Here is a 22154-nt window from a genome sequence, read left to right as displayed (position 1 = left end):
CCGGCAGTGCCCGGCGACGACCACCCACAGCGAGGAGAGGCCCATGTGCCTGGCGGTACCCGGCAGAGTGCTGGACATCGAGGAACGCGACGGCACCCGGATGGCCAACGTCGACTTCGGCGGCGTGGTCAAGGAGGTGTGCCTGGAGTACCTGCAGGACATCCAGGTCGGCGAGTACGCCATCGTCCACGTCGGCTTCGCCCTGCAGCGCCTCGACGAGGAGTCCGCGAAGCAGACGCTCGAACTGTTCGAAACCCTCGGCATGCTGCAGGAGGAGTTCGGCGACCCCTGGGAAGCGGCCGCGGAAGCGGGCGGAGCGCTCCCGCCCGCGCACGAGGAGGCGAGGAAGTGAAGTACATCGACGAGTTCCAGGACCCGGATCTGGCACGCCGGCTCCTCGACGAGATCCACGCAACGGTGACCAGGCCCTGGGCGCTGATGGAGGTCTGCGGCGGTCAGACGCACACCATCATCCGCCACGGCATCGACCAACTGCTGCCGGAGCAGGTCGAACTGATCCACGGGCCCGGCTGTCCCGTGTGCGTGACCCCCTTGGAGGTCATCGACAAGGCACTGGAGATCGCCTCCCGACCCGAGGTGATCTTCTGTTCCTTCGGCGACATGCTGAGGGTGCCCGGTACCGGACGCGATCTGTTCCAGGTGCGGGGCGAGGGCGGGGACGTACGAGTCGTCTACTCGCCGCTCGACGCCCTCGGGATCGCCCAGCAGAACCCCGACCGGCAGGTGGTGTTCTTCGGTATCGGCTTCGAGACGACCGCGCCGCCCAACGCGATGACGGTGTATCAGGCCCGCCGGCTCGGCATCCCGAACTTCAGCCTGCTGGTGTCCCATGTGCGCGTACCCCCGGCCATCGAGGCGATCATGCGCTCCCCGAGCTGCCGGGTCCAGGGCTTCCTGGCCGCCGGACACGTGTGCAGCGTGATGGGCGTCGAGGAGTACCCCGAGCTGGCGCAGCGCCATCGCGTCCCGATCGTCGTGACCGGGTTCGAGCCCCTGGACATCCTCGAGGGCGTACGCCGCACCGTGGCGCAGCTGGAGCGCGGCGAACACACCGTCGACAACGCCTACGCCCGTGCGGTGCGCCCCGAGGGGAACCCGGCCGCCAAGGCCATGCTGGAGGACGTCTTCGAGGTCACCGACCGCGCCTGGCGGGGCATCGGCGTAATCCCCGACAGCGGCTGGCGGCTGTCCGCCAAGTACCGCGACTACGACGCCGAGCACCGCTTCTCGGTCGAGGGCATCCAGACCCGGGAACCGGCCGCCTGCCGAAGCGGCGAGGTACTTCAGGGCCTGATCAAGCCGCACGAGTGCGAGGCGTTCGGCACCCTGTGCACCCCGCGTACCCCGCTCGGGGCCACGATGGTCTCCAGCGAGGGCGCCTGCGCCGCGTACTACCTCTACCGACGTCTGGACCTCACCCCCGCCCCCCGGGAGGCGACCTCCCTTGTCTGAGACCACCGACCTGCGCAGCCCGGCCCTGGATCCGGCGGCCTGGACCTGTCCCGCTCCGCTGCGCGACCAGCCCCGCATCGTCATGGGGCACGGCGGGGGCGGGGCGCTCTCCGCCGAACTGGTCCAGCACGTGTTCGCGCCCGCCTTCGGGGGCGACGCGCTCGCCCAGCTGGGCGATGCCGCCGCCCTGTCGCTGGGCGGCCTCCGACTGGCCTTCTCCACCGACTCTTTCGTGGTACGACCGCTGTTCTTCCCCGGTGGCAGCATCGGTGACCTCGCCGTCAACGGCACTGTCAACGACCTGGCCATGAGCGGTGCCCGGGCGTCGTACCTGTCCTGCGGGTTCATCCTGGAGGAGGGCGTCGAGGTGGAGACGGTCGCCCGCGTCGCCGACGCGCTCGGTGTGGCCGCGCGGGCCGCCGGCGTCGAGGTGGCGACGGGCGACACCAAGGTGGTGGAGGCCGGTCACGGCGACGGCATCTTCATCAACACCGCCGGTATCGGGCTCATCCCGGCGGGCGTCGACCTGCGGCCGCAGCGGGTCGTCCCCGGCGACGTGGTGATCGCCAGTGGCGCGATCGGCGTGCACGGCGTGGCGATCATGAGCGTCCGCGAGGGCCTGGAATTCGGCGTGGAGATCGAGAGCGACTGCGCGGCCCTCGGCGGACTGGTCGACGCGATGCTCGCCGTCACCCCGGACCTGCACGTACTGCGCGACCCCACCCGGGGCGGCCTGGCGGCCGCCCTGAACGAGATCGCGACGGCCTCGGGCACCGGCGTCGTCGTCAGGGAGCGCGCGATCCCCGTCCCGCCGCCCGTCGCCAACGCCTGTGCCGTGCTGGGCCTGGACCCCCTGTACGTCGCCAACGAGGGCAAGCTGGTGGCGTTCGTCCCGCGCGAGCACGCCGACGCGGTACTGGACGCGATGCGGGCTCACCCGCTCGGTACGGAGGCCACGATCATCGGCGAGGCCGTGGCGGAGCATCCGGGCATGGTGGTGGCCCGCACCGGCCTGGGCGGCACCCGGGTGGTGGACCTCCCGATCGGGGAGCAACTGCCGAGGATCTGCTGACGTGTGCGGCGGATGAGGGCGTCGGCGCGCCGGGAGCACGGTGACCCGCGCGCCGCCTCACACCGTGCCCTTGTACACCTCGCTCACGTTCGGCCGCGGTGCGGGGCGGTGGCGGGCCACGGGGCCCTGCGCGAAGGCGCGCAGCAGGTTCTCCGTGGTGCGGGTCACGAACGCGCGGGTGCGGGTGTCCATGCCGTGGTCACGGCCGCCGTCGGCGGTGCCGGCCATGAGCGCCTCCACCCAGCGCATGGTGCCCGTCGCGAAGACGCCCGCGCCGCTCGGGACCGTGTAGTAGGCCGAGTCGCTGTGGCTGCGCCGGCCGCCGCACACCAGGGGGGAGTGTGCCGTTATCTCCAGCGGTTCGGGGACGGGCGCACCCGGTGTGACCCGGTCGTACTCGACACCGACCAGGTGGCCGAAGCCGTCTCCGGACCGTACGCCCGTCCCCTCGTACAGCCAGTGGTCCGCCGCGTGGACGACGTACGGTGCGTCCGTCGGATAGCCCTCGTAGAGCACGCCCGTCAACGACGACTCCGGGTCGGCGGCCGGTGCCTGGCGGAAGTCGGTCGTCGCCAGAGTGGGGCGGGTCGCGTAGCAGGGGTCGGCCCGGACGGAGGACTTGTAGCAGACGACCGTGCGGTCGGGCAGTGTTCCGCTCCGCTCAAGGCGGACCCTGCGGAAGCAGGTGTTGGCGCCGAGGAACGCGATGTTGGCGCCGGCGTCGCGGGCCTCGGTGACGTGCCGCCGCTGCTCCGGGGTCCAGTACTCGTCGTGACCGAGACAGACCACGGCGGTGGCGCCGCGCAGGACCTCCGGGTCGCGGTGCACGTCCGTGCCGGTGGTGTACGCGAGCGGTATGCCCAGCCGTTCGGCCAGGACCACCGCCGCCCGCTCGTACACCAGGAACTTCTGCGCGCCCTCGGCGTCATAGGGCCGGTCGAAGCTGACGGCGAGCGACCGGTCGGCGTACGCGCCGGAGGCGCCGGCGTAGAGGCTGTAGCCGCCCCAGCCGTTGTACGCCTGCCAGGTGGCCGGGGCGTGCATCAGGACCGTACGGCCGGTGCCCTGAGTGGAGCGCACGATCAGCGGGACGTAGCGCTGGTGGCCGTTGTCCGCCTCCAGCCGCAGCAGATACGCGCCCTCGGGCCAGCCGGCCGTGCCGATCGTGAGCGTGCGCCGCCAGTCGGCGCGCACCGTGCGGGTGCCTGACAGGATGCGCGGTCCTGGCTGGGCCCGGCCCGGTATGCGCTCGGAGGCCCAGACGAGCCGGGCCTGCGCACCGCCGTACCAGCCGACGCGGAAGGCCGACACACGGAATGACGGCGCGGTCGTCGAGACGTACAGGCCGCACTCCTCGCCCGCTGTCACGCTCACCCGGTCCGCGTAACCGGCGACGGACCTGGCAGGACCCTCCGACCGGATACGCCAATCGGGTGTCCCCGCGCGGTCGCGTTCCGCCTCGGCCCGGGGGGAGACCGTGGCCCGGGGACGCTCGCGGGCGGGAGCGGACGAGTCGCAGGCGGAGGCGGTCGCCGAGGCCAGCCCGAGGCCGGCGCAGGCTCCGAGGAAGTGCCTGCGCAGCAGGTCTTCCGGCGTACCTCGCTCGTCGGGGCCCACATCGCCTCCCGTGCTTCCGGTTCGCGTGTCGCCGCCCCCGCGAGTCAGCGTGGCACAGGCCGGTGGGCCGCGCGCCCCACCGCCGGCCGCCGGACGTCACGGGGGCCGGGGCCGCAGCGCCTGCAGAACCGCCCAGGCGACGGAGACGAACGGGACGGCCACGATGGCGCCGATCACGCCCGCCACGATGCTGCCCGCGATGACGGACACGGCGACGACCAGCGGGTGGAGGCGGACGGCCCAGCTCATCACGACGGGATGCAGGACGTGCCCCTCCAGTTGGCCGATGACGACGATGAGCAGCAGCACGGCCGCGGCCGTGAGGGGACCGCGCCCGGCGAGGGCGACCACCGTGGCCACACCCAGCGCGACCGGCGAGCCGATCAGCGGCACGAACGTGGCGAAGAACTCCAGCAGCGTCAGCGGCAGAGCCAGCGGAACCCGCAGCAGGAGCAGGACGATGCCCACGAGGATGGCGTTGGTGGCGGCCACGATGATGATGCCCCGCGTGTAGCCGGCGAACGTCCGCCAGGCCGCGTGCCCCATCCGGTCCCACGTCGGCCGCGCGGCCCTGGGCAGGAACTGGTCACTCGCCCAGCCCCACAGGCGTTCGCCGGAGTGGATGAAGAAGACGGAGGAGAAGAGCGCGAGCGCGGCCCCCGTGATCAGTTCGACAGCCCTGCCGAGACCGCTGACGGCGCTGCTGAGCAGGCTGGACCGATGGGACGAGAGGTAGGAGACGATCTGCCCCTGCAGATCGGAGAGTCTGCGGGGACTGAGCCGGAACGGCGGGCGTTCGAGCCAGCGTTCGATCTGGCCGATGCCGCCGCGGAACTCGCTGGCCAGCTTCGCCCACTCGCCCGCCACCGCCTCACCGATGAAGGCGAGCAGGGAGAACAGCAGCAGCAGGCTGCCGATGAGGGCGATCGCGACGCTGAGGGGCCGTGGAAGCCCTCGGTTCAGCAGGTCGGTGACGGGCCGCAGGATCGAGGTGATGACGAGCGCCAGGAACAGGGCCACGGCGATCAGCTGGAAGCGGCCCAGGATGGTGAAGGCGCCGTAGACCACGACGCCGACCAGGATCAGACGCCAGGCGTAGGCGGCGGCGACGCGCAGCCAGGGCACGGTGCGCTCGGCAACCGAGCCCCCGGGGGCGGCCGAGGCGCGCCGAAGGAGGTGACGGGAGTGCGGCGGCCGGGGGCGCAGTACCACGGTGCGCGCCCTGCGCCCTCTCCCCGGCCCTGCCGCCGAGCCGCCCGTGTGCGCCACCGCGCCTCCCGCGTCCTGACCGTCGCTCATCTCCCAGCACAGTAGGGGCAAAACGGACATGGGGCAGGGTGTCGCGCGCCCGGGTGGGCGAGGAGGCGGTGTCGCCGGCAACGGGCGCGACCGCCCGGAGGCGGCGGCGCACCCGCCCGAGCAAGCGTCCGAGCACGCGTCCGAGCGGTTACTCCAAGTGAGCACCGGTCCTCGCTCCGGCCCGTCACGCACTATCGTGAGGCCTGAGGGTCGCCGTTGATCCGCACCTCGTCCGCACGGTTCGTTCGGAGGTGGCCATGAGCGGGGAAGGGCGTGGGCTTCCGGACCAGCACCTGCCCAAGCTGCGGCTGGACGAGCTGCTGGACGAGGTGCAGGCCCGCATCGATGCGGCACGGGGCACCCAGGAGCGGGTGCACCGGCTCCTGGAGGCCGTGCTGTCGGTCGGGCGGGAGCTCGACCTGCCGCAGGTGCTGCGGAGCATCACGGAGGCGGCCGTGGTGCTGGTGGACGCCGAGTACGGTGCGCTGGGCGTCATCGGCGACGACCGTATGCTGTCGGAGTTCCTCACCGTCGGCATCAGCGAGGAGGGACGGGTGCGGATCGGGGCACTGCCCAGCGGGCACGGCATCCTCGGGGAGCTGATCCGGGATCCGCGGCCACTGCGCCTCGCCGAGATCTCCGAGCATCCCGCCTCCCACGGCTTTCCGGCCCACCACCCGCCGATGCACTCCTTCCTCGGCGTGCCCATCCGGGTGCGCGACCAGGTCTTCGGGAACCTCTACCTCACGCAGAAGCGGGGCGCCGCGGAGTTCGACGCGGAGGACGAGGCGGTCCTCTCGACGCTGGCGGTGGCGGCGGGTGTCGCCGTCGAGAACGCCCGGCTGTACGAGGAGGCGCGGCTGCGTGAGCGCTGGCTGAGGGCGAGCTCCCAGGTCACCAGCGCTCTGCTGTCGGGTGCGCCCAGCGCGGACGTACTGGAGCTGATCGTCGAGCGGGCGCGGGGGATCGTCTCCGCCGACGCGGGGATGATCGCCGAGCGGGTGGCCGGGGAGGACGTGCTGCGGCCGCTGTTGGCGGTCGGCCTCGGGGCGGAGCGGCGCCGGGGCCTGGTGATGTCCGGGCAGGACGGCTTCGTGGCGGCCGTGTTGAGTGCGGCGGAGCCGTTGGTCAGCCCCGACGTTCGGCAGGATCCCCGGATCGATCCGGATTCGGCCCTGTGGACCGGGCTCGGGTCCGTGGTCGGTGTGCCGCTGGTCGCGAGCGGCAAATCGATCGGCGTGCTGGTGCTGGGGCGCACGGTCGGGCGCACTCCGTTCACGGACACCGAGGCCGGTCCCCTGCTCGGCTTCGCGGGGCAGGCCGCACTGGCGCTGGAGCTGGCGGAGCGGCGCCGGGATGCCGAGCGGCTGGCGTTGCTGCAGGACCGCGACCGGATCGCCCGAGACCTGCACGACCTGGCGATTCAGCGGCTGTTCGCGGCCGGTATGACCTTGCAGAGCACCCAGCGCTTCGTCGAGCATCCCGAGGCCGCCGAGCGGCTGTCGCGGACCGTCGACGACCTCGACGAGACCATCAAGATCATTCGGTCCACCATCTTCGGGCTGCGTACGAGTGGCGGCGCGAACGAGGCGGCCGGACTGCGCAGGCGGGCGTGCGAGGCGGTGAAGGCGTCGGCCACCTCGCTGGGCTTCACTCCCGCGCTGCGGGTGGAGGGACATGTGGACACCGATGTCCCGGGCGACGTGGCCGATCATGCGATCGCCGTCCTCGGCGAGGCCCTGAGCAATGCGGCCCGGCACTCCGGGGCATGTTCCGTGGACGTCCGTCTGGCGCTGGCGGGGGGCGAGCTGACGCTCACGGTGACCGACGACGGATGCGGGATGCCCGAGAACGCCGTGCGCAGCGGACTGCGGAACCTGGAGGAGCGTGCCGTCGCGCTGGGCGGCACGCTCACCGTGGGGGAGCGCGTCGAGGGCGGGACACGGCTGGTGTGGTGTGTTCCGGTGCGTTCGGCGGGGGCCTGACGGCCTCGCTCACCGGGCGGCGCGATCCGTTGACGGGGGTGGTTCGAGGTGGGAGGCCAGCACCGCGGCCTGCACCCGGCGCTGCACGCCCAGCTTCGCCAGCAGCCGCGAGATGTGGTTCTTGACGGTCTTCTCCGAGAGGTAGAGCCTCTTGCCGATCTCGCGGTTGGTGAGTCCGTCGCCGATCAGCGCGAGGATGTCCCGCTCCCGGGCGGACAGACCCGCCAGCTCGGGCGCGTGGGCCGGCTGCTCGGCGGGGTCGGCGCGCAGCGAGTGCATCAGCCGTGCGGTCGTCGCGGGGTCGAGCATGGACTGGCCGCTGGCGACCGCGCGGACCGCGGAGACCAGGTCGGAGCCCCTGATCTGCTTGAGTACGTAGCCCGCGGCCCCGGCCATGATCGCGTCGAGCAGTGCGTCCTCGTCGTCGAACGAGGTCAGCATCAGACAGGCCAGCTCCGGCATGCGGCTGCGCAGTTCACGGCAGACGCTGATGCCGTCGCCGTCGGGCAGGCGCACGTCGAGGACGGCCACGTGCGGCCGTACCGCCGGGCCGCGAGCGAGCGCGTGTTCGACGGTGTCGGCGTCGCCGACCACCGAGATGTCGGGTTCGGCGTCCAGCAGGTCGGCCAGGCCACGGCGTACGACCTCGTGGTCGTCCAGCAGGAAGACCCGGATCGGGTTCTGCTCGCTGAAGGTGTGTGCCTCGGCCATGGGTGCCTCGTGTTCTCCCGGTGAAGGTTGCTCGGACCCCCGTGTCTACGCCGGTGGGGGCCCCGCTTCCGCCAGGTCGAACCGCACGTCCACGACGCCCTCGACGGCCCGGACCAGTCGCGCGGCCACCGGTATCGCAGAGGTGTCCCAGGCGCGGCCACCGAGCGTGACGACCCCGTTCTCGACGACGACTCGTACGGCGGACCCGGGCGGGGGGAAGAGATAGGGAACCACCTCGCACCGCACCTCCTCGGCGATCTCCTCGTCGTCCCGCAGGAACACCTTCAGCAGGTCCGAGCGGCTGACGATGCCCTCCAGCATGCCAAGGTCGTCGACGACCGGCAGCCGCTTGACCCGGGCGCGCGCCATGGTCCGCGCCGCCTGGGCGAGCGTCGCGTCGGCATGCGTGGTGAGAGCCGGGGAGGTCATCAGCTCCTCCGCCGTCACCGCGTCGGCCTTGGGGCGGTCGGAGAGGCCGTGCCGAGGGGCCGCACCAGCGCCCTCGCCGGAGCCGGGCCCGGCACCGAGGAGGTCCGGGTCACCGTCGCGGTACTCCTCCTTGGGCAGCAGATCGGCCTCCGACACGACGCCGACGACACGGCCTTCACCCTCCAGTACGGGCAGGGCGCTGACCCTCCAGTCCTGCATCATCTGCACGATTTCCTTGAAGGTCGCACGGCGGCCGATGGCGGCGACCGTATGCGTCATCACATCACTCACGATGTGCGGGGTGCCGTGCATGACGGTTCCTTGGTCAGAAGGGCACGATCGGCGAAGAGGCGGGTTCCCCGAGGGAGGGAGAGCTCGCGGGCGGTACGGATCAGCCGTTCCCGGTGTCCGGTGGGCGGTGGGTGGAGCATGCTGGTCGTCGGGGGAACGTTCATCACAGCCTCCGGCTGCAAGCGGAACTGATGCTTCCAGCGTCTCCCCGTGTCGAGGCCCTGGCCAGGGGTCACCGGCCCCCGGGGCCCGCAGCATGGGCCGACAGGCCCCCTGAGGGGTCCCTGCGGCCCCTGCGCACCAGGCCCCGACTGGACGAGGCTCGACGGTGGGCCGGAAGCCCGGACGCAGGAGGTGCGCACCATGGTTCGGTACGTCACCGCGGGAGTCGACGAATCCGGCGAGAGTCTCGCGGCCGCTCACTGGGCCGCCCGGGAGGCCCTGCGCCGCGGTGCCACGCTGCGTCTCGTGCACGCCGTGAAGTGGCAGGCGCCCGCGTCCACCGTGCCCATGGACACCACCCGGGGCCAGTGGGCGCAGCAGACCCTGGAGCGCGCGGCCGGAAGCGTACGCGCGGCGCACCCGGGGCTGCGGGTGGAGGAGGCGCTGCTGCCCGATGCCCCGCTCACCGCCCTCCTGGCGGCGGCCGAGGAGTCGGAGGTGCTGGTGCTCGGGTCGCGTGGCCTGGGACGTATCGCGGGGTTCGTGGTCGGTTCGGTGTCCCAGCGCGTCGTCGCCAGGTCTCCGCGTCCCGTGGTGCTCGTACGCGCCGGTGAGGCCCTGGCCGACGAGCACCTGCCCGCCCTGGACGGTGTCTCGCCCGAGGAGATCCCCGAGACGCCGTACCGCGATGTCGTCCTCGGCCTCGACCCCCGGCACGCCGACGCCGAGCCGATCGGGTTCGCCTTCGAGGCCGCCCGGCGCCGTGGCGCTTCGCTCCACGTGGTCCACGCCGTCGGTGAGGCGCCGGGCCATGCCGCCGAAGGACGCTCGGGTGCCGGCCACGGGCCGGAGTCGCTCGCCGAACGGAAGGCCCTCCTGTCCGCGACGCTGCAGCCCTGGACCGAGAAGTTCCCCGGGGTCCCGGTCTCCGAGACCGTCACCGAGGGGCGACCCGCCACAGAGCTCGTCCGTGCCGCCGGCCGGGCCTCTCTCGTCGTCGTGGGGCGCCCGTCGCGGGACACCCGGCTCGGCACCCACATCGGTTCCGTCGTGCACGCCGTGCTCCACCACGCCGGCTGCCCCGTCGCCGTCGTCCCGCACGCCTGAGAGCTCGGAACGGAATGGGCGCCCGGCTCGCCGTGAGCCGGGCGCCCATTCCGTTCGGAGCTCTGAACCGCCTTCAGGGCCGCCATGACCGGGCGCGCGTAAGGCACTCGCCGCGTCAGCCCCGCGGCCGGGTGGCGCTGGTCAGCCAGGTCACGGCGCGGCTGACGTCGGCGGGTGTGACGATTCCGACGAGGCGCCCGTCGTCCAGGACGAGGGCCCTGCGGTCCTTGCTCGCCTCCAGCCGCGGCAGCAGTTCCACGACGGCGTCGTCGGGGGCGACCGTCTCGACGTCGGACAGCGGACGCATGACGTCGCCGACCGTGGTGCTCGCGCGGGCCTCCGGCGGAGTCCGGCCGACGAGGTCGGCGGTGACCAGCCCGATCACGTCTCCGTCGGGTGCCAGGACCGGGAACGCCGAGTGGCGGTAACGGTCGAAGGGAGCCTCGGCCAGGAACCGTTCCAGGGTCATCGTGGCGGGGACGGAAACGGGGTCACGGGTCATGACCCGGCTCACGGGGATGCCCTGCAGGATCCCGCGCAGCTCTGCCTGACGGGCCTCGGCGGTCGCGGCGGCGATGAGGAACCAGCCGAGGAGGGCGAACCACATCCCCGACAGGTTGCCGGCGAACAGCACGGCGGCGAAGCCGGCGAGCACCATGAGCCAGCCCAGGGCCCGCCCCGCGGCCGAGGCGCCGCGGGTCGCACGCACACGGTCGCCGGTACGGTGCCACAGGAACGCGCGCAGCAGTCGGCCGCCGTCCAGCGGGGCGGCGGGCAGTGCGTTGAACACGGCCAGCACGATGTTGATCCCGGCGAGCCAGGCGATGGCCTCGACCAGGAGCCCCGACACATGCAGCGCGTCCATCATCACGGCCAGACCGATGAACACTCCGCCCACCACCGCGCTGGTGAGCGGCCCCACGCCCGCGATCCGCAGTTCCGCGGCCGGTGTCGGCGACTCGTTGTGCAGGCGAGCGGCGCCGCCGAGCATCCACAGCGTGATGCCGTCGACCTGGACGCCGTTGCGTCGCGCGACGACCGCGTGGGCGAGCTCGTGCAGCAGCAGTGAGGCCAGGAACACCACGGCGGTCAGCGTCGCCAGTGCCCAGTAGGCCCACGCGGAGTGGCCCGGGTGGGCGTCGGGGAAACGGCCGCCGGCCAGGCTGACGGCCACCAGCACGATGATGACGAGCACACTCCAGTGCAGGCCGACACGTACGCCGGCGATCCGCCCCAGAGACACTGTCTCGTTCACTGAAACACCGCCTTCCGGGTGCGCGGCCCCGGCGGCAGCGCCCTGCGCGGCAGTCGCCGGGCGGGGCGTCGCCGCAGCCGACGGCGATTCCCACCCGGGTACGGGACCGATCCCTACCTCCTTCCATCGTCCTGCTGGATACGCCCGACCGGCGTGGTCCGGGCGGCCCCGGCGGGGAACGACGGGCCGTTCCGGCGGGCGGACGGGCCGTATCGGATCGGCAGGTCACCGGACGGACGGCCGCGGATGGGGCCGACCGGCCCAAGCAAAGGCCGGTGACGTGGGACAAGCTGGAGCTGCAGGGCCGCCGGCATTCCGTCGGCGCCCGGGCCGCAAGTGGCGTCCAGGCCGGCCCCGACGTTCCGCCGGGCGGCGGACGCCGACGCACCGCCCCACCGTCAGACACCGGCAGAGGGCACTGCCCCACCGTCAGACACCGGGAGAGGAAGGAATCGCCATGAAGGGCTTCGTCTTCCACGGCCCCGGACAGTCCGCCTGGGAGGACGTTCCGGACCCCGACATCCTGGACGCCACCGACGCGATCGTACGGGTCGACACCGTCACCATCTGCGGGACGGACCTGCACATCCTCCGAGGCGACCTGCCCGAGGTGCCGCCCGGCACCGTGCTCGGGCACGAGGCGGTCGGCGAGGTCGTCGAGATCGCCGACGACGTGCGCACCCTGCAGCCGGGAGACCGGGTCCTGGTGTCCTGCATCACCGCCTGCGGGCGTTGTCGCTACTGCCGCGAGGGGACCTACGGCCAGTGCCTGGGCGGCGGGGGCTGGATCCTCGGCCATCTGATCGACGGCACGCAGGCCGAATACGTCCGCGTCCCCTTCGCCGATCTCTCCGTCCACCCGCTGCCCGGCACGCTGGACAGCCAGGACGCCGTGCTCCTCGCCGACATCTTCCCGACCGCGTACGAGGTCGGCGTGCTCAACGGGCACATACGGCCCGGAGACACCGTCGCCGTCGTCGGGGCCGGTCCGATCGGACTCGCCGTGATCACCACGGCCCAGCTGTACGCCCCCGAACGGATCATCGCCGTGGACCTGGCCGCGGCCCGGCTGGACGCCGCCAAGCGGTTCGGAGCCGATGCCGTGGCGCACGCCGACGAAGGCCCCGAGCAGCTGGTCGCCGACCTCACCGACGGGCTGGGCGCCGACGTGGTCATCGAGGCCGTCGGCCTGCCGGAGAGCTTCGAGATGTGCACGCGCATGGTGCGACCAGGCGGGCGCGTGGCCAACGTCGGTGTGCACGGCGGCCCCGCCACACTGCACCTCGAAGACCTGTGGAGCACCGACGTGACCATCACGACCGGCCTGGTCGACACCTACTCCACGCCCACGCTGCTGCGGATGGCGGCCGCCGGACGGCTGCCCACCTCGTCGCTGGTCACGCACACCTTCCCACTGGACCGGATGGAGGAGGCCTACGACGTCTGCGGCCGCGCCGCCGCCACCGGTGCGCTCAAAGTGGTACTCGGCGGGCAGCAGCACGAAGTCGTCGCCGTCCGGGCGGCGTGACGAGAGGAAGTGAGGGCCATGGCCGCACAGGCATCGTCGGATGCGGTGGAGGGCCACCACCCCGCAGGCAATCTCGGACGCCGGATCGCCCTGCGGCGTGAGGAACTGGGCCTGACCCGGCACGAAGCGGCCCACCGGGCGGGCATGGCCTCCAGCTACCTCCAGTACCTGGAGGAGCAGCCCACCGCCGCGCCCGGCGTGAGCACCCTCCTCAGACTGGCGGGAGCGCTGGAGACCACGGTGCTCGAACTCACCGGCGGCGACGTCGAGCTGCCGCCGGGTCTGGGACAGCCCGGGCGGCACCCGCGGTTCACCGAACTGACCCCACAGGAGTGCCGGGACCTGCTCTCGACCCACGGTGTGGGAAGACTCGCGCTGCACACCCCCTCGGGGCCGGTGATCGTCCCACTGAACTACGGCGTCGTAGGCGACTCGATCATCTTCCGCACCGCCCCGGACACCGTGGCGTCACAGGCGTCGGGCTCCCAGGTGGCCTTCGAGGTCGACCGCATCGACGCCGCGTTCAGCCAGGGCTGGAGCGTCCTGGTGCGCGGACACGCCAACGCCGTGACGGATCCCGACTCCGTACGGCGACTGGAGGAGCAGGCACACAGCAAGCCCTGGGCGGGCGGACAACGCGACCTGTGGATCCGCATCGACCCCCTCAGCATCACCGGGCGGCGCATCGCCGTGTGACACCCTCCCCGGCCCGGGACGAAGGACGCAGGCCGTACGGCAGAGCCGCCGCACCAGGCGAAAGACGGACTGACTGATGTACCCGAACGACGGTTTCCGCGAACTCGAACGCCAGGAGTGCCTGCGTCTGCTGACGAAGGCCCCCGTCGGCCGTGTCGTCCACACGCGTCAGGCCCTGCCCGCGGTGCTGCCGCTCACCTTCTGTCTCGACCGCGACGGCGCGGTGCTGTTGCGCACCTCGGCGGCCTCGGAGCTGGTCCGTGCCATCGAGGGTTCGGTGGTCGCCTTCGAGGCGGACGACGTCGACGCGGCAGCGCGCTCCGGCTGGAGCGTCGTCGTCACCGGACCGGCCGCCGTGGTGACCGACCCCGTGGAACGCGATCGGCTGGCCCGCACCGGGCCGCGCTCCTGGGTGCCTTCACCGGAGGATGTCTTCGTGCGCATCGAGCCCGAGCTGGTGACGGGGCGTGAACTCGTGGGCGGCATCGGCCTCTACGGCGTCGAGCGAGAGCCGGCCGGTACCCGGGGCGGCGCCGATCGGCCCGCCCCGTCGGCCGGACCAGGACCATCAGGAGCCGGCCGCGTCACATGACGCACCCCGAGGTGAGGACGGATGGCGACGACCCGGCGTACGACGACGAAGGTGTGGCTCTGGCGGTGGCGGCGCAATCCCCTACTGCGCCGCAGCGACCGTGTGGAGGCCTGGATCATGCTCGCCACCTGGCTCCTCGTCCTGCTGGCCGGTGTGCTCGCGGGTCAGGGCGCGGCGGCCACGGTGCATCACGGACTCGCCGAGCGCCGCGCCCACTCGTACGCGGTGCGGGCCGTGCTGACCGAGAACGCGGTGCGCAGCCCCCAGGCGGTGTCCGACTACGGCGACGGGAGCGTGTGGGCGAAGGCGCGCTGGACCGCGGGTGACGGTTCGACGCACACGGGTCTGGTGAAGGTCGAGCCCGGGGGGAGGACGGGCACGGCGGTCACCGTGTGGACGGATCGCGCGGGACGGCTGGTCTCCAGGCCGGTGAACGAGACGCATACGCGACGGCAGGCGTCGCTGGTGGGCGCGCTGGCCGGGCTCGGTGCCGCGGGCGGGGTGTGGGGCTGCGGGTGGCTGGTGCGCGGGAGCCTGGAACGGCGGCGGATGGTGGCATGGGACCGGGAGTGGGAGCGGGTCGGTCCGCGTTGGCGAAGGACGATCGGCTGACCGAGCACGTCGATCCCCCTGAGGCCCCCTGAGGCCCCCCTCAGGTCCCCGGGCCCCCGGCTACGCCGGTTCCCCGGCGGAGGAACCGGTCATGCCAGGTCTCCACTGCCGTAAGGGGCGTACAGATCGAGCAGCCGGGTACGGGCCGCGTGCAGGCGGTGTGCGAGCACGTAGCCGACCCAGACGGCGATCGCACGGCCGAACTCGGGGTCCTGCTCGCACATCGCCCGCACCGCCACCGCGTCGAACTCATGGGCCCGTACGGGACTCATGGCCGCGGCGCCCAGCTGCCATACATGGGGCGTGAAGTGCCAGGACCAGCCGACCAGTTCGCCGTGTCCCAGTGAATCGATGATGGCGGCCCGGCGGCCGGGCACATGCAGGTCCAGGGCCACGGTCCCGGTCTTGATGATCCAGAACCGGTCCGCGTGCCGGCCCTCCTCGAACAGTCGGGTTCCCGCCTCGAAGAAGACCTCGCGGGCGAGCCGCATCAGCCGTTCGCGGTGGTCGGCCGGGAGGGCCGAGGCCAGGGTGGTGGCAGAGGCCATCGCTCCGTGTCCTTTCGTCGTCCTTTCGTTCCTGTCGCCGCGGCGTCCTTTCCCTGTCGCCGCGGCCGCCCGCCGACTCCCGGCCGGCCCCGCCCAAGGGCGGCTCGTGGGCCGGGGCGAGGAGGGATCGGGACGGGGGCCGTGCGGCTGCTTGTCATCGCTTCCCCCCCGGGACCGCCGTGGGAAGGCGTCGGCTCGGCGGTGCTCCGCCGACCGCGGGAGCGCGCGACACCCGGCACGAGGCGGGGCCGGCACAGACAGGGCATGACAGGGCGGGAAGGACCCCACCCGCTTCTCGCGGATCTCGATTGCGCGGTGCACGGCCGCGAGCCGCTTCTCCGCGTCTTCATGGGTCCTTCCCGTCACTCTCAGCACACCACGGGAACGGGAGAACCGCCAGCGCCGGGGGCCCGGCGCTCCCGCTGCCAGGCCCGGCCCATCACCGCGAACGGGCACGAGCGGACGTGCCCGGCGCCGTCACGGTGCGGCGGGCCCGGCCAACTGCACGATGTCGTCGGAGGCGACGTCGTGCAGCCGGATGGCGAGGTCCTCCAGCGCGCGGCTGGCGGCGAGCTCGTCGCCGATCTCCGGGATGGGCCGGTCCACCGGGTTGCGCCGGGCCACTCCCCGTCCGGTGACGGACGCCGTGTCGCGGGTGGTGAGCACGGCATGCGCACGGGTGTCGTCGCCGTCCTCGGTGATGTAGATCTGCACGGTCCACTGTTTGGCTTCCATCGTGATCACTTCCGTGCGGAGGGTCAGCCGAACCGGGCGGCTTCTGTCCCGATTCTCAGCCTGCACCCGTCTTGGGAGCCGGTCCACAAGAACCCGGAGCGCACGCACCACGCCCGTGACCGAACTCCGCGCCGCCGCACACGACGTCGGGTTCTGCTACGTCACCGGGCACGGTCTGCCGGCCCGTCTGCGGGTCACCGGTCCCAGCCAATGGCGCTCCGCCTCGCCCGGGTTGCGTCCGGCGTGCTGCGCCGGCCGGCCGAGGCGCTGCGGGTCGGCCGTGCGCGTGTCCTCCCGGTCTCCGGGCCCCTCCCGCGTGTGATCTGCACTGCGAGCGTTTTGAGTGTGATCCACGCCATTTATCCGTTTCGTGCCGGCGGCTAGGGTGACGCAGATGTCAGCCGATCTGTCCCCTGTCATATCCGCCACCACCCAGTGGCTGCTGCGCTCCTACCCGGGCACCGGTGGAGCACTGGATGCCGCCCTGGCGGAGGCCCAGGCGTCCCAGGCCGTCACGGTCGCCGCCTGGCTGCGCTATCCCTCGGTGGCCGACGCCGCACTCGTCGCGTTCGTCGGCCCGGGCGGGTCCACCCGTCTGGACTGGCTCGCCGGATCCGATGCGGCGGCCTCCGACGAGGCCGACACCGGCTGGCGCTCCTGGGTGGACGAGGTGGTCGCCAGCTGGGCCGCCTGCCTGCTGACCACACCGTCCCTCGCGCGGGAGGCGGTCGCCGCGCTCGACGGCTGCGACCACACGGCCGGGTTCGCGTTCGACTTCCGCAGGCTGACCGATCCCGACGAGCGGGACCACCGGGCGGCTCCCCTGCTGCGCCACCCGGACCTGCTCGGGGGGCTCGCCGGGTTGCACCGGGACTCCCTGGTGCGACGGGTGCACGAGGAGCCCGTGGACGAGGACGGCCCGGTCGGGGACCAGGTCACCGGCTGAGCCGACGCGAACTCGGCGGAACTCGGCAGAACCCGACCGGACCGGGCCGGGCCGCCCGCGCCGGTCAGGAGCGGCCGCGGCCGGTGACGAAGTCGCGGACCCGGTCCACGAGACCCGTACCCGGCGCGATGATCTTGTTCAGGGGCGGCGTGTCGGGGGCGGCCGGGTGGGGGCGCGTGGGCGCGATCTTCTTGCCCATGCGGATCTTCTCGCCCAGGGTGTCGAGCATCTCCTGGCTGCAGGCCATGCGCAGCTTGGGGAAGAGGTTGTTCTCCTCGTCCTCGACGTGCGCTTTCACCTCGTTCTTCACCGTGATGAACAACCGGTCGAACTGCGGGTCGTCCACATCGCAGCCCTCGAGCTGCTTGAGGGCCTGTTCCACCCGCGCGTGGTCGGCGATCTCCTTGTCGGCGATCGCGTCGCCGTCCTCGATGTGCTCCCGCACGGCGGGGTAGAGATACATCTCCTCGGCGACGGAATGCCGGACGAGTTCGATCGTCATCTCGTCGGCCAGCTTGCGGCGGTCCTGATGGCCGCTGGGCAGCGACTCGATCTGCTGGAAGTAGTTCTCCACCTCCCGGTGGTCGGTGGTGAGCTCGTTGATGACGTCGCCACCGTGTCCCATGACGGTCTCCCTGTGACGTGGCTGATGGGTTCGGACGGTCGGCGTCCACGGCTTCTCGTGGCCGTACGCAACCGCCCGGACACCATTTCCCGAGACCGTCGAGGCGATAACGACACTCACCGGTAGTCGCCGGATTGGCCGAACGGCCCTCTCGCCCGTACGCCGGAGAACCGCGGATCACTCGAACCGCGATGTGTCGCCCGCACCCTTGCGTACGATCTCGGCCTCGCCGCCGGAGAAGTCGACGACCGTCGTCGGCTCGGTGCCGCAGTCGCCCGAGTCGATCACCGCGTCCACGACGTGGTCGAGCCGCTCCTTGATCTCCCAGCCCTGCGTCATCGGCTCCTCCTCGCCAGGCAGGAGCAGTGTGCTGGACAGGAGCGGCTCGCCGAGTTCGTCCAGCAGCGCCTGCGCCACCGCATGGTCGGGGATGCGGACCCCGACCGTCTTCTTCTTCGGGTGCAGCAGCTTGCGCGGCACCTCACGCGTCGCGGGCAGGATGAACGTGTAGCTGCCGGGCGTCGAGGCCTTGATCGCGCGGAACACGTCCTTGTCGACGTGCACGAACTGGCCCAGCTGGGCGAAGTCCCGGCACACGAGCGTGAAGTGGTGGCGGTCGTCGAGCTGGCGGATCGTACGGATGCGCTCCACGCCGTCCCGGCTGCCCAGGCGGCACCCCAGCGCGAAGCAGGAGTCCGTCGGATAGACCACGAGGGCACCGTCGCGGATGCTGTCGGCGACCTGGCGGATCGTGCGCGGCTGGGGGTTCTCGGGGTGAACGTCGAAATACTTCGCCATTCGCCGAGTGTCGATCATGCGGGTGCGGGCTGTCCACGCGAGACGATCCGCCTGGCGTCCTCAGTCCTCGAGCCGCTCGATCTGCCGGATCCTGTTGGTCGCGTCCAGGGCGGCGACCTTGTACGACTCCGCGAGCGTCGGATAGTTGAAGACCGCGTCGACGAGGTAGTCGACCGTGCCGCCGCAGCCCATCACGGCCTGGCCGATGTGGATCAGCTCGGTGGCCCCGGTGCCGAAGCAGTGCACGCCGAGCAGGGTGCGGTCCACCGGTGAGACCAGCAGCTTCAGCATCCCGTGCGAATCGCCGATGATCTGCCCGCGGGCCAGCTCGCGGTAGCGGGAGACGCCGACCTCGAACGGCACGCACTCCTGAGTGAGCTGGTCCTCCGTCCGTCCGATGAAGCTGATCTCGGGGATCGTGTAGATACCGATCGGCTGCAGGCCGATCATCTCGTGCACCGGCTCGCCGCAGGCGTGGTACGCCGCCATGCGCCCCTGTTCCATCGAGGTGGCGGCCAGCGCCGGAAAGCCGATCACATCGCCGACGGCGTATATGTGCGGCACCTCGGTGCGATAGTGCTCGTCGACCGTGATCCGGCCGCGCGCGTCGGCGGTCAGCCCCGCCTTGCCGAGGTCGAGCTCGTCGGTCAGGCCCTGCCGGCCCGCCGAGTACATCACCGCGTCGGCGGGGATCTTCTTGCCGCTCTCCAGGATGGTGAGGGTTCCCTTGGGGTGCCGTTCGACCGCGGCGACGGTCTCGCCGAAACGGAAGGTGACGGCCAGGTCCCGCAGGTGGTACTTCAGGGACTCGATCACCTCGACGTCGCAGAAGTCGAGCATCCCGGGCCGCTTCTCGACCACCGTGACCTTGCTGCCGAGGGCGGCGAACATGGAGGCGTACTCCATACCGATCACCCCCGCCCCGACGATGACCATCGAACGGGGCACCCGCTCCAGCCCCAGGACGTTGTCCGAGTCCATGATCGACCGCCCGTCGAACTCGACGCTCGTGGGCCGGGCGGGCCGGGTGCCGGTGGCGATGACGAGATGTTCGGCGCTCAACAACCGCTCCTCGCCCGTCACTTCGCGTACGGCTACGGTGTGCGGGTCCACGAACCGGCCGGTGCCGGCGAAGAGGGAGACGTGGTTGCGGGAGAGCTGACTGCGGATGACGTCGACCTCGCGGCCCACCACATGCCGGGTGCGGGCGGTCAGGTCGGCGACGGTGATGTCCTCCTTGAGGCGGTAGCTCTGCCCGTACAGATCCCGCTGCGTGAGGCCGGTGAGGTAGAGAACGGCCTCGCGCAGGGTCTTGGAGGGGATCGTGCCGGTGTGGATGGAGACCCCGCCGACCATGTCGGGGCGGTCGACGACGGCGACCCGACGACCGAGCTTGGCCGCGGCGATGGCGGCCTTCTGGCCACCCGGGCCGGATCCGATGACGAGCATGTCGAAGTCGGGCACCCCCGGAGTCTGACAGGCCCAACGCCCCCGCCGGAAGAGCGGAGTTGACGGGCACGGTCCCGAGGGTCCGGGGTGACGTTCGCGGCGACCACGGCCCCGTGCAATCGCGGACCGCGAACAGAGGCCGTCGCAATCGCGGACCGCGAACAGGGGCCGTCGCAATCGCGGACCCCGGACAGGGGCCGTTCCGGGGAGCCCGGTCGCCGGCGCCTCACGGTCGCGACAACCGTGTCGACCGCCACGGCCACCGTCCCGGGTGCGCCGCGGCCGAGGGCGCACCGTCCACGGGGATCCACGAGGGCGCGCCCTGCCGGGGCGTGGGCGTCAGGCGTGGGCCATGGCCGGTTCCGGCTGCCCCGCCGACGCGTCCTCCCGCTCCGGCCCGGCGGCGACCGCCGCCGGCGGCAGAGCGCGGGGGAGCGGGCGCGTCTCGCGCAGGCTCGGCGCGGGTGCCACCGGGACGAGAGGGGCGCGTTCGGCGGCCCGGGCCCGCTGCGAGAACCAGATGATCTTTCCGCCGGTGTTGGTGGCGCAGCAGCCCCAGCCGGTGCTCAGGGCCGCGATCCGCGTCAGGCAGCCGGTCGGCGCGTAGTGCGGCCGGACGTCCTGCTCGCTGTCCTGGACCGCGGTGATGAGGTGCTGACCGTTCCACCACATCTCGATGGTCGTGTTCTTGTCCACCGCGTGCTGCTCGATGGTGCGCATCAGCGCTTCGGTGCACTGGCAGACGGGCTCGACGAGCATCTCGAGATTCCAGTACCGGAGATGGGCGGCCAGAATCCGCTGGACCTGTCCGATTCGCTCCGGGCTGATCTCCACGTCGAGGTGGTAGTAGCAGGGCGCTGCGGTCTTCATCGTCGTTGGCTCCTCACCGGCGAAGCTCTCGCTCCTCCTCGCCCCTTTGGGCCGAGCCCCGATCACGAAGCGTGAGCGGTCATCGCTCCTGAGTAAGTCCACTGTGCGATTGCTACTCCATTCGTGCAACACGAGACACACCAGTCCCACTGGTTGAAATCCGAACAGGACGCTTCGTGGTGGGCCGTGCACCATGGGTGAAGGTCTCGATCGCCGTAACGGACCAACCCCGCTCCGTGTACGGCCTTCGCGTACCCGTCCGGACCGCGCACCCGCGACCGTCCGGAAACGTGCTCCAGCGCAGAGGTATGGGAGGTGACCGGTGCCGTGCTGCTGCCAGCCAGAACCGAGGTCGCCAGACATCTCGAGCAGTACCGGGCGTGGGAACGCCTGATGCTCGCGTCCCCCGACAACCGGGCGGTCCGCGGCAGCTTCGAGAACACGGGCTACACCTTGTGCGTGCTGATGGGAAAGCGCTGCGCGCGCGAGGCCGTTGACGCCGCCGAGCTGTATCTGAACGCTCACAGGGCCCGCGAGCGGGCCGTGTCCGGAACCCGTCCCGCACCGTCGGCGAACGCGTAGGGGATGCCGCACCGAGCAGAGCACCGAGAACCCCGAGAGCCGGCGTCGACCCGAGGCTCCAGAACGGCGGAGGAGGCGAAGTCCATGGAACCGCAGGCCGTGCACCGGGACGGGGCGAACCCTGTCGCCGGCGGTGCGAGGCCCGCGATCGGCCGTATCCCGATCGTGGACGTCCGTCCGACCGTCGACCACGGCCGACGCCCGGCGAAGGCGGTGGAGGGGGAGACCTTCCAGGTCACCGCCACGGTCTTCGGCGAGGGTCACGGCGCGATCGGCGCCAACGTCGTGCTGCTCGACCCGGAGGGCCGCCCGGGCCCCTGGACGCCGATGCGTGAACTGGAACCCGGCAGCGACCGCTGGGGCGCCGACGTGACACCGCTGTCGGTCGGCACCTGGACGTATCTGGTGGAGGCGTGGGGCGATCCGATCACCACCTGGCGGCACCACGCGCGGATCAAGGTCCCCTGCCGCGTCGACGTGGCACTGGTCCTGGAGGAGGGCGCCGATCTGTACGAGCGCGCCGCCGCCGGAGTGCCGGAGGGACCGGGGCGGGAGGCGATACGAGCGGCCGTCCGTGCCCTGCGCGACGACTCGCGCCCCCCGGTCGCCCGTCTGGCGGCGGCGTTGACGCCGGAGGTGGATGGGGTTCTGGCTCGTCATCCGTTGCGTGAGTTGGTGTCGTCGTCGGAGGGGTTGGCGCTGTTGGTGGAGCGGGAGCGGGCGTTGTTCGGGTCGTGGTACGAGTTCTTCCCGCGGTCGGAGGGTACGCCGG

At 71.9% G+C, this 22154-nt stretch carries 23 protein-coding genes; 12 read left to right on the top strand and 11 right to left on the bottom strand.

The features are described 5' to 3' along the window. Positions 1 to 43 precede the first annotated feature (43 nt). From ASC56_RS10915 to hypE, 3 genes are read left to right on the top strand one after another with little or no spacing between them, the layout of a single operon-like run. Positions 44 to 352, top strand: a complete 309-nt coding sequence (locus ASC56_RS10915) for a HypC/HybG/HupF family hydrogenase formation chaperone (protein ID WP_055491118.1) — start codon at positions 44 to 46, stop codon at positions 350 to 352. Continuing rightward, positions 349 to 1473, top strand: coding sequence for a hydrogenase formation protein HypD (hypD, locus tag ASC56_RS10910; RefSeq protein ID WP_055491117.1), 1125 nt, complete (start codon positions 349 to 351; stop codon positions 1471 to 1473). The genes ASC56_RS10915 and hypD overlap by 4 nt, the downstream gene beginning before the upstream one ends. Next, on the top strand, positions 1466 to 2545 hold the full coding sequence (gene hypE / locus ASC56_RS10905; protein WP_055491116.1) for a hydrogenase expression/formation protein HypE: 1080 nt from the start codon (positions 1466 to 1468) through the stop codon (positions 2543 to 2545). The genes hypD and hypE overlap by 8 nt, the downstream gene beginning before the upstream one ends. A gap of 57 nt (positions 2546 to 2602) precedes the next feature. Here hypE and ASC56_RS10900 read toward each other — a convergent pair whose 3' ends face one another. Next, positions 2603 to 4210, bottom strand: coding sequence for a N,N-dimethylformamidase beta subunit family domain-containing protein (locus ASC56_RS10900; RefSeq protein ID WP_371330063.1), 1608 nt, complete (start codon positions 4208 to 4210; stop codon positions 2603 to 2605). Between the two features lie 48 nt (positions 4211 to 4258). Further along, positions 4259 to 5461 carry an AI-2E family transporter gene (locus ASC56_RS10895; RefSeq protein ID WP_055491115.1) on the bottom strand — a complete coding sequence of 401 codons (1203 nt, stop codon included), beginning with the start codon at positions 5459 to 5461 and terminating at the stop codon, positions 4259 to 4261. Positions 5462 to 5718: 257 nt separating this feature from the next. Here ASC56_RS10895 and ASC56_RS10890 point away from each other — a divergent pair, with 257 nt between their 5' ends. Further along, positions 5719 to 7446 (top strand): GAF domain-containing protein, encoded by a 1728-nt coding sequence (locus ASC56_RS10890; protein ID WP_055491114.1) that lies wholly within the window; start codon positions 5719 to 5721, stop codon positions 7444 to 7446. A 9-nt stretch (positions 7447 to 7455) separates the two neighbouring features. Here ASC56_RS10890 and ASC56_RS10885 read toward each other — a convergent pair whose 3' ends face one another. Next, a complete protein-coding gene (locus ASC56_RS10885; protein WP_055491113.1) occupies positions 7456 to 8157 on the bottom strand; it encodes a response regulator transcription factor in 702 nt (233 codons plus the stop codon). A 45-nt stretch (positions 8158 to 8202) separates the two neighbouring features. Continuing rightward, positions 8203 to 8898, bottom strand: coding sequence for a CBS domain-containing protein (locus tag ASC56_RS10880; RefSeq protein ID WP_055491112.1), 696 nt, complete (start codon positions 8896 to 8898; stop codon positions 8203 to 8205). 342 nt (positions 8899 to 9240) lie between these two features. Between ASC56_RS10880 and ASC56_RS10875 the strand changes: the two genes are divergently transcribed. Further along, the gene (locus ASC56_RS10875; protein WP_055491111.1) at positions 9241 to 10146 is read left to right on the top strand and encodes a universal stress protein; all 906 of its coding nucleotides are present in this window, start codon (positions 9241 to 9243) and stop codon (positions 10144 to 10146) included. A 115-nt stretch (positions 10147 to 10261) separates the two neighbouring features. Here ASC56_RS10875 and ASC56_RS10870 read toward each other — a convergent pair whose 3' ends face one another. Then, positions 10262 to 11401 carry a site-2 protease family protein gene (locus tag ASC56_RS10870; RefSeq protein WP_055491110.1) on the bottom strand — a complete coding sequence of 380 codons (1140 nt, stop codon included), beginning with the start codon at positions 11399 to 11401 and terminating at the stop codon, positions 10262 to 10264. A 457-nt stretch (positions 11402 to 11858) separates the two neighbouring features. Between ASC56_RS10870 and ASC56_RS10865 the strand changes: the two genes are divergently transcribed. The 4 genes from ASC56_RS10865 to ASC56_RS10850 all read left to right on the top strand — a co-directional run bounded on the left by ASC56_RS10865 (position 11859) and on the right by ASC56_RS10850 (position 14829). Next, on the top strand, positions 11859 to 12929 hold the full coding sequence (locus tag ASC56_RS10865) for an alcohol dehydrogenase catalytic domain-containing protein (protein ID WP_055491109.1): 1071 nt from the start codon (positions 11859 to 11861) through the stop codon (positions 12927 to 12929). A gap of 18 nt (positions 12930 to 12947) precedes the next feature. Further along, positions 12948 to 13625 carry a pyridoxamine 5'-phosphate oxidase family protein gene (locus ASC56_RS10860; RefSeq protein ID WP_055491108.1) on the top strand — a complete coding sequence of 226 codons (678 nt, stop codon included), beginning with the start codon at positions 12948 to 12950 and terminating at the stop codon, positions 13623 to 13625. A gap of 76 nt (positions 13626 to 13701) precedes the next feature. Then, the gene (locus ASC56_RS10855; RefSeq protein ID WP_055491107.1) at positions 13702 to 14217 is read left to right on the top strand and encodes a pyridoxamine 5'-phosphate oxidase family protein; all 516 of its coding nucleotides are present in this window, start codon (positions 13702 to 13704) and stop codon (positions 14215 to 14217) included. A 21-nt stretch (positions 14218 to 14238) separates the two neighbouring features. Then, complete coding sequence (locus tag ASC56_RS10850; RefSeq protein ID WP_055491106.1) at positions 14239 to 14829, top strand: hypothetical protein; 591 nt, start codon at positions 14239 to 14241, stop codon at positions 14827 to 14829. Positions 14830 to 14918: 89 nt separating this feature from the next. On the opposite strand, the gene ASC56_RS10845 is transcribed toward ASC56_RS10850, so the two are convergent. Next, complete coding sequence (locus ASC56_RS10845; protein WP_055491105.1) at positions 14919 to 15377, bottom strand: Crp/Fnr family transcriptional regulator; 459 nt, start codon at positions 15375 to 15377, stop codon at positions 14919 to 14921. A gap of 477 nt (positions 15378 to 15854) precedes the next feature. Continuing rightward, a complete protein-coding gene (locus tag ASC56_RS10840) occupies positions 15855 to 16112 on the bottom strand; it encodes a DUF1876 domain-containing protein (RefSeq protein WP_055491483.1) in 258 nt (85 codons plus the stop codon). Positions 16113 to 16506: 394 nt separating this feature from the next. Here ASC56_RS10840 and ASC56_RS10835 point away from each other — a divergent pair, with 394 nt between their 5' ends. Then, a complete protein-coding gene (locus ASC56_RS10835; protein ID WP_055491104.1) occupies positions 16507 to 17058 on the top strand; it encodes a hypothetical protein in 552 nt (183 codons plus the stop codon). 64 nt (positions 17059 to 17122) lie between these two features. On the opposite strand, the gene ASC56_RS10830 is transcribed toward ASC56_RS10835, so the two are convergent. The 4 genes from ASC56_RS10830 to ASC56_RS10815 form a co-directional block, all read right to left on the bottom strand. Then, complete coding sequence (locus ASC56_RS10830) at positions 17123 to 17683, bottom strand: hemerythrin domain-containing protein (protein ID WP_055491103.1); 561 nt, start codon at positions 17681 to 17683, stop codon at positions 17123 to 17125. A 177-nt stretch (positions 17684 to 17860) separates the two neighbouring features. Then, a complete protein-coding gene (locus ASC56_RS10825; protein ID WP_055491102.1) occupies positions 17861 to 18481 on the bottom strand; it encodes an L-threonylcarbamoyladenylate synthase in 621 nt (206 codons plus the stop codon). A 60-nt stretch (positions 18482 to 18541) separates the two neighbouring features. Beyond that, a complete protein-coding gene (sthA, locus tag ASC56_RS10820) occupies positions 18542 to 19945 on the bottom strand; it encodes a Si-specific NAD(P)(+) transhydrogenase (RefSeq protein ID WP_055491101.1) in 1404 nt (467 codons plus the stop codon). A 324-nt stretch (positions 19946 to 20269) separates the two neighbouring features. Continuing rightward, positions 20270 to 20800, bottom strand: a complete 531-nt coding sequence (locus ASC56_RS10815) for a hypothetical protein (protein ID WP_055491100.1) — start codon at positions 20798 to 20800, stop codon at positions 20270 to 20272. A gap of 315 nt (positions 20801 to 21115) precedes the next feature. On the opposite strand from ASC56_RS10815, the gene ASC56_RS10810 reads away from it, so the two are divergent. Together ASC56_RS10810 and ASC56_RS10805 are read left to right on the top strand one after the other, a co-directional pair. Next, complete coding sequence (locus ASC56_RS10810) at positions 21116 to 21382, top strand: DUF5133 domain-containing protein (RefSeq protein ID WP_371330052.1); 267 nt, start codon at positions 21116 to 21118, stop codon at positions 21380 to 21382. Positions 21383 to 21466: 84 nt separating this feature from the next. Further along, positions 21467 to 22154: maltotransferase domain-containing protein (locus tag ASC56_RS10805; protein ID WP_234376922.1), on the top strand; the 688-nt coding region annotated here is incomplete at its 3' end.

This window comes from Streptomyces sp. TP-A0356, from assembly GCF_001417775.1.
In the GTDB taxonomy this organism is placed as follows: domain Bacteria; phylum Actinomycetota; class Actinomycetes; order Streptomycetales; family Streptomycetaceae; genus Streptomyces.
The sequence above is the reverse complement of the archived record's forward strand: the minus strand, read 5'-3'. Positions and strand labels throughout refer to the sequence as shown.

Excerpts from the sequence above, each read along its gene's own strand:
- ASC56_RS10830 (WP_055491103.1), bottom strand. The coding sequence starts at position 17,683 with ATGGGACACGGTGGCGACGTCATCAACGAGCTCACCACCGACCACCGG.
- ASC56_RS10895 (WP_055491115.1), bottom strand. The coding sequence starts at position 5,461 with ATGAGCGACGGTCAGGACGCGGGAGGCGCGGTGGCGCACACGGGCGGC.
- ASC56_RS10880 (WP_055491112.1), bottom strand. The coding sequence starts at position 8,898 with ATGCACGGCACCCCGCACATCGTGAGTGATGTGATGACGCATACGGTC.
- ASC56_RS10825 (WP_055491102.1), bottom strand. The coding sequence starts at position 18,481 with ATGGCGAAGTATTTCGACGTTCACCCCGAGAACCCCCAGCCGCGCACG.
- ASC56_RS10915 (WP_055491118.1), top strand. The coding sequence starts at position 44 with ATGTGCCTGGCGGTACCCGGCAGAGTGCTGGACATCGAGGAACGCGAC.
- ASC56_RS10875 (WP_055491111.1), top strand. The coding sequence starts at position 9,241 with ATGGTTCGGTACGTCACCGCGGGAGTCGACGAATCCGGCGAGAGTCTC.
- ASC56_RS10865 (WP_055491109.1), top strand. The coding sequence starts at position 11,859 with ATGAAGGGCTTCGTCTTCCACGGCCCCGGACAGTCCGCCTGGGAGGAC.
- ASC56_RS10850 (WP_055491106.1), top strand. The coding sequence starts at position 14,239 with ATGGCGACGACCCGGCGTACGACGACGAAGGTGTGGCTCTGGCGGTGG.
- ASC56_RS10890 (WP_055491114.1), top strand. The coding sequence starts at position 5,719 with ATGAGCGGGGAAGGGCGTGGGCTTCCGGACCAGCACCTGCCCAAGCTG.
- ASC56_RS10855 (WP_055491107.1), top strand. The coding sequence starts at position 13,702 with ATGTACCCGAACGACGGTTTCCGCGAACTCGAACGCCAGGAGTGCCTG.
- ASC56_RS10885 (WP_055491113.1), bottom strand. The coding sequence starts at position 8,157 with ATGGCCGAGGCACACACCTTCAGCGAGCAGAACCCGATCCGGGTCTTC.
- ASC56_RS10840 (WP_055491483.1), bottom strand. The coding sequence starts at position 16,112 with ATGGAAGCCAAACAGTGGACCGTGCAGATCTACATCACCGAGGACGGC.
- ASC56_RS10815 (WP_055491100.1), bottom strand. The coding sequence starts at position 20,800 with ATGAAGACCGCAGCGCCCTGCTACTACCACCTCGACGTGGAGATCAGC.
- ASC56_RS10845 (WP_055491105.1), bottom strand. The coding sequence starts at position 15,377 with ATGGCCTCTGCCACCACCCTGGCCTCGGCCCTCCCGGCCGACCACCGC.
- ASC56_RS10835 (WP_055491104.1), top strand. The coding sequence starts at position 16,507 with ATGTCAGCCGATCTGTCCCCTGTCATATCCGCCACCACCCAGTGGCTG.
- ASC56_RS10860 (WP_055491108.1), top strand. The coding sequence starts at position 12,948 with ATGGCCGCACAGGCATCGTCGGATGCGGTGGAGGGCCACCACCCCGCA.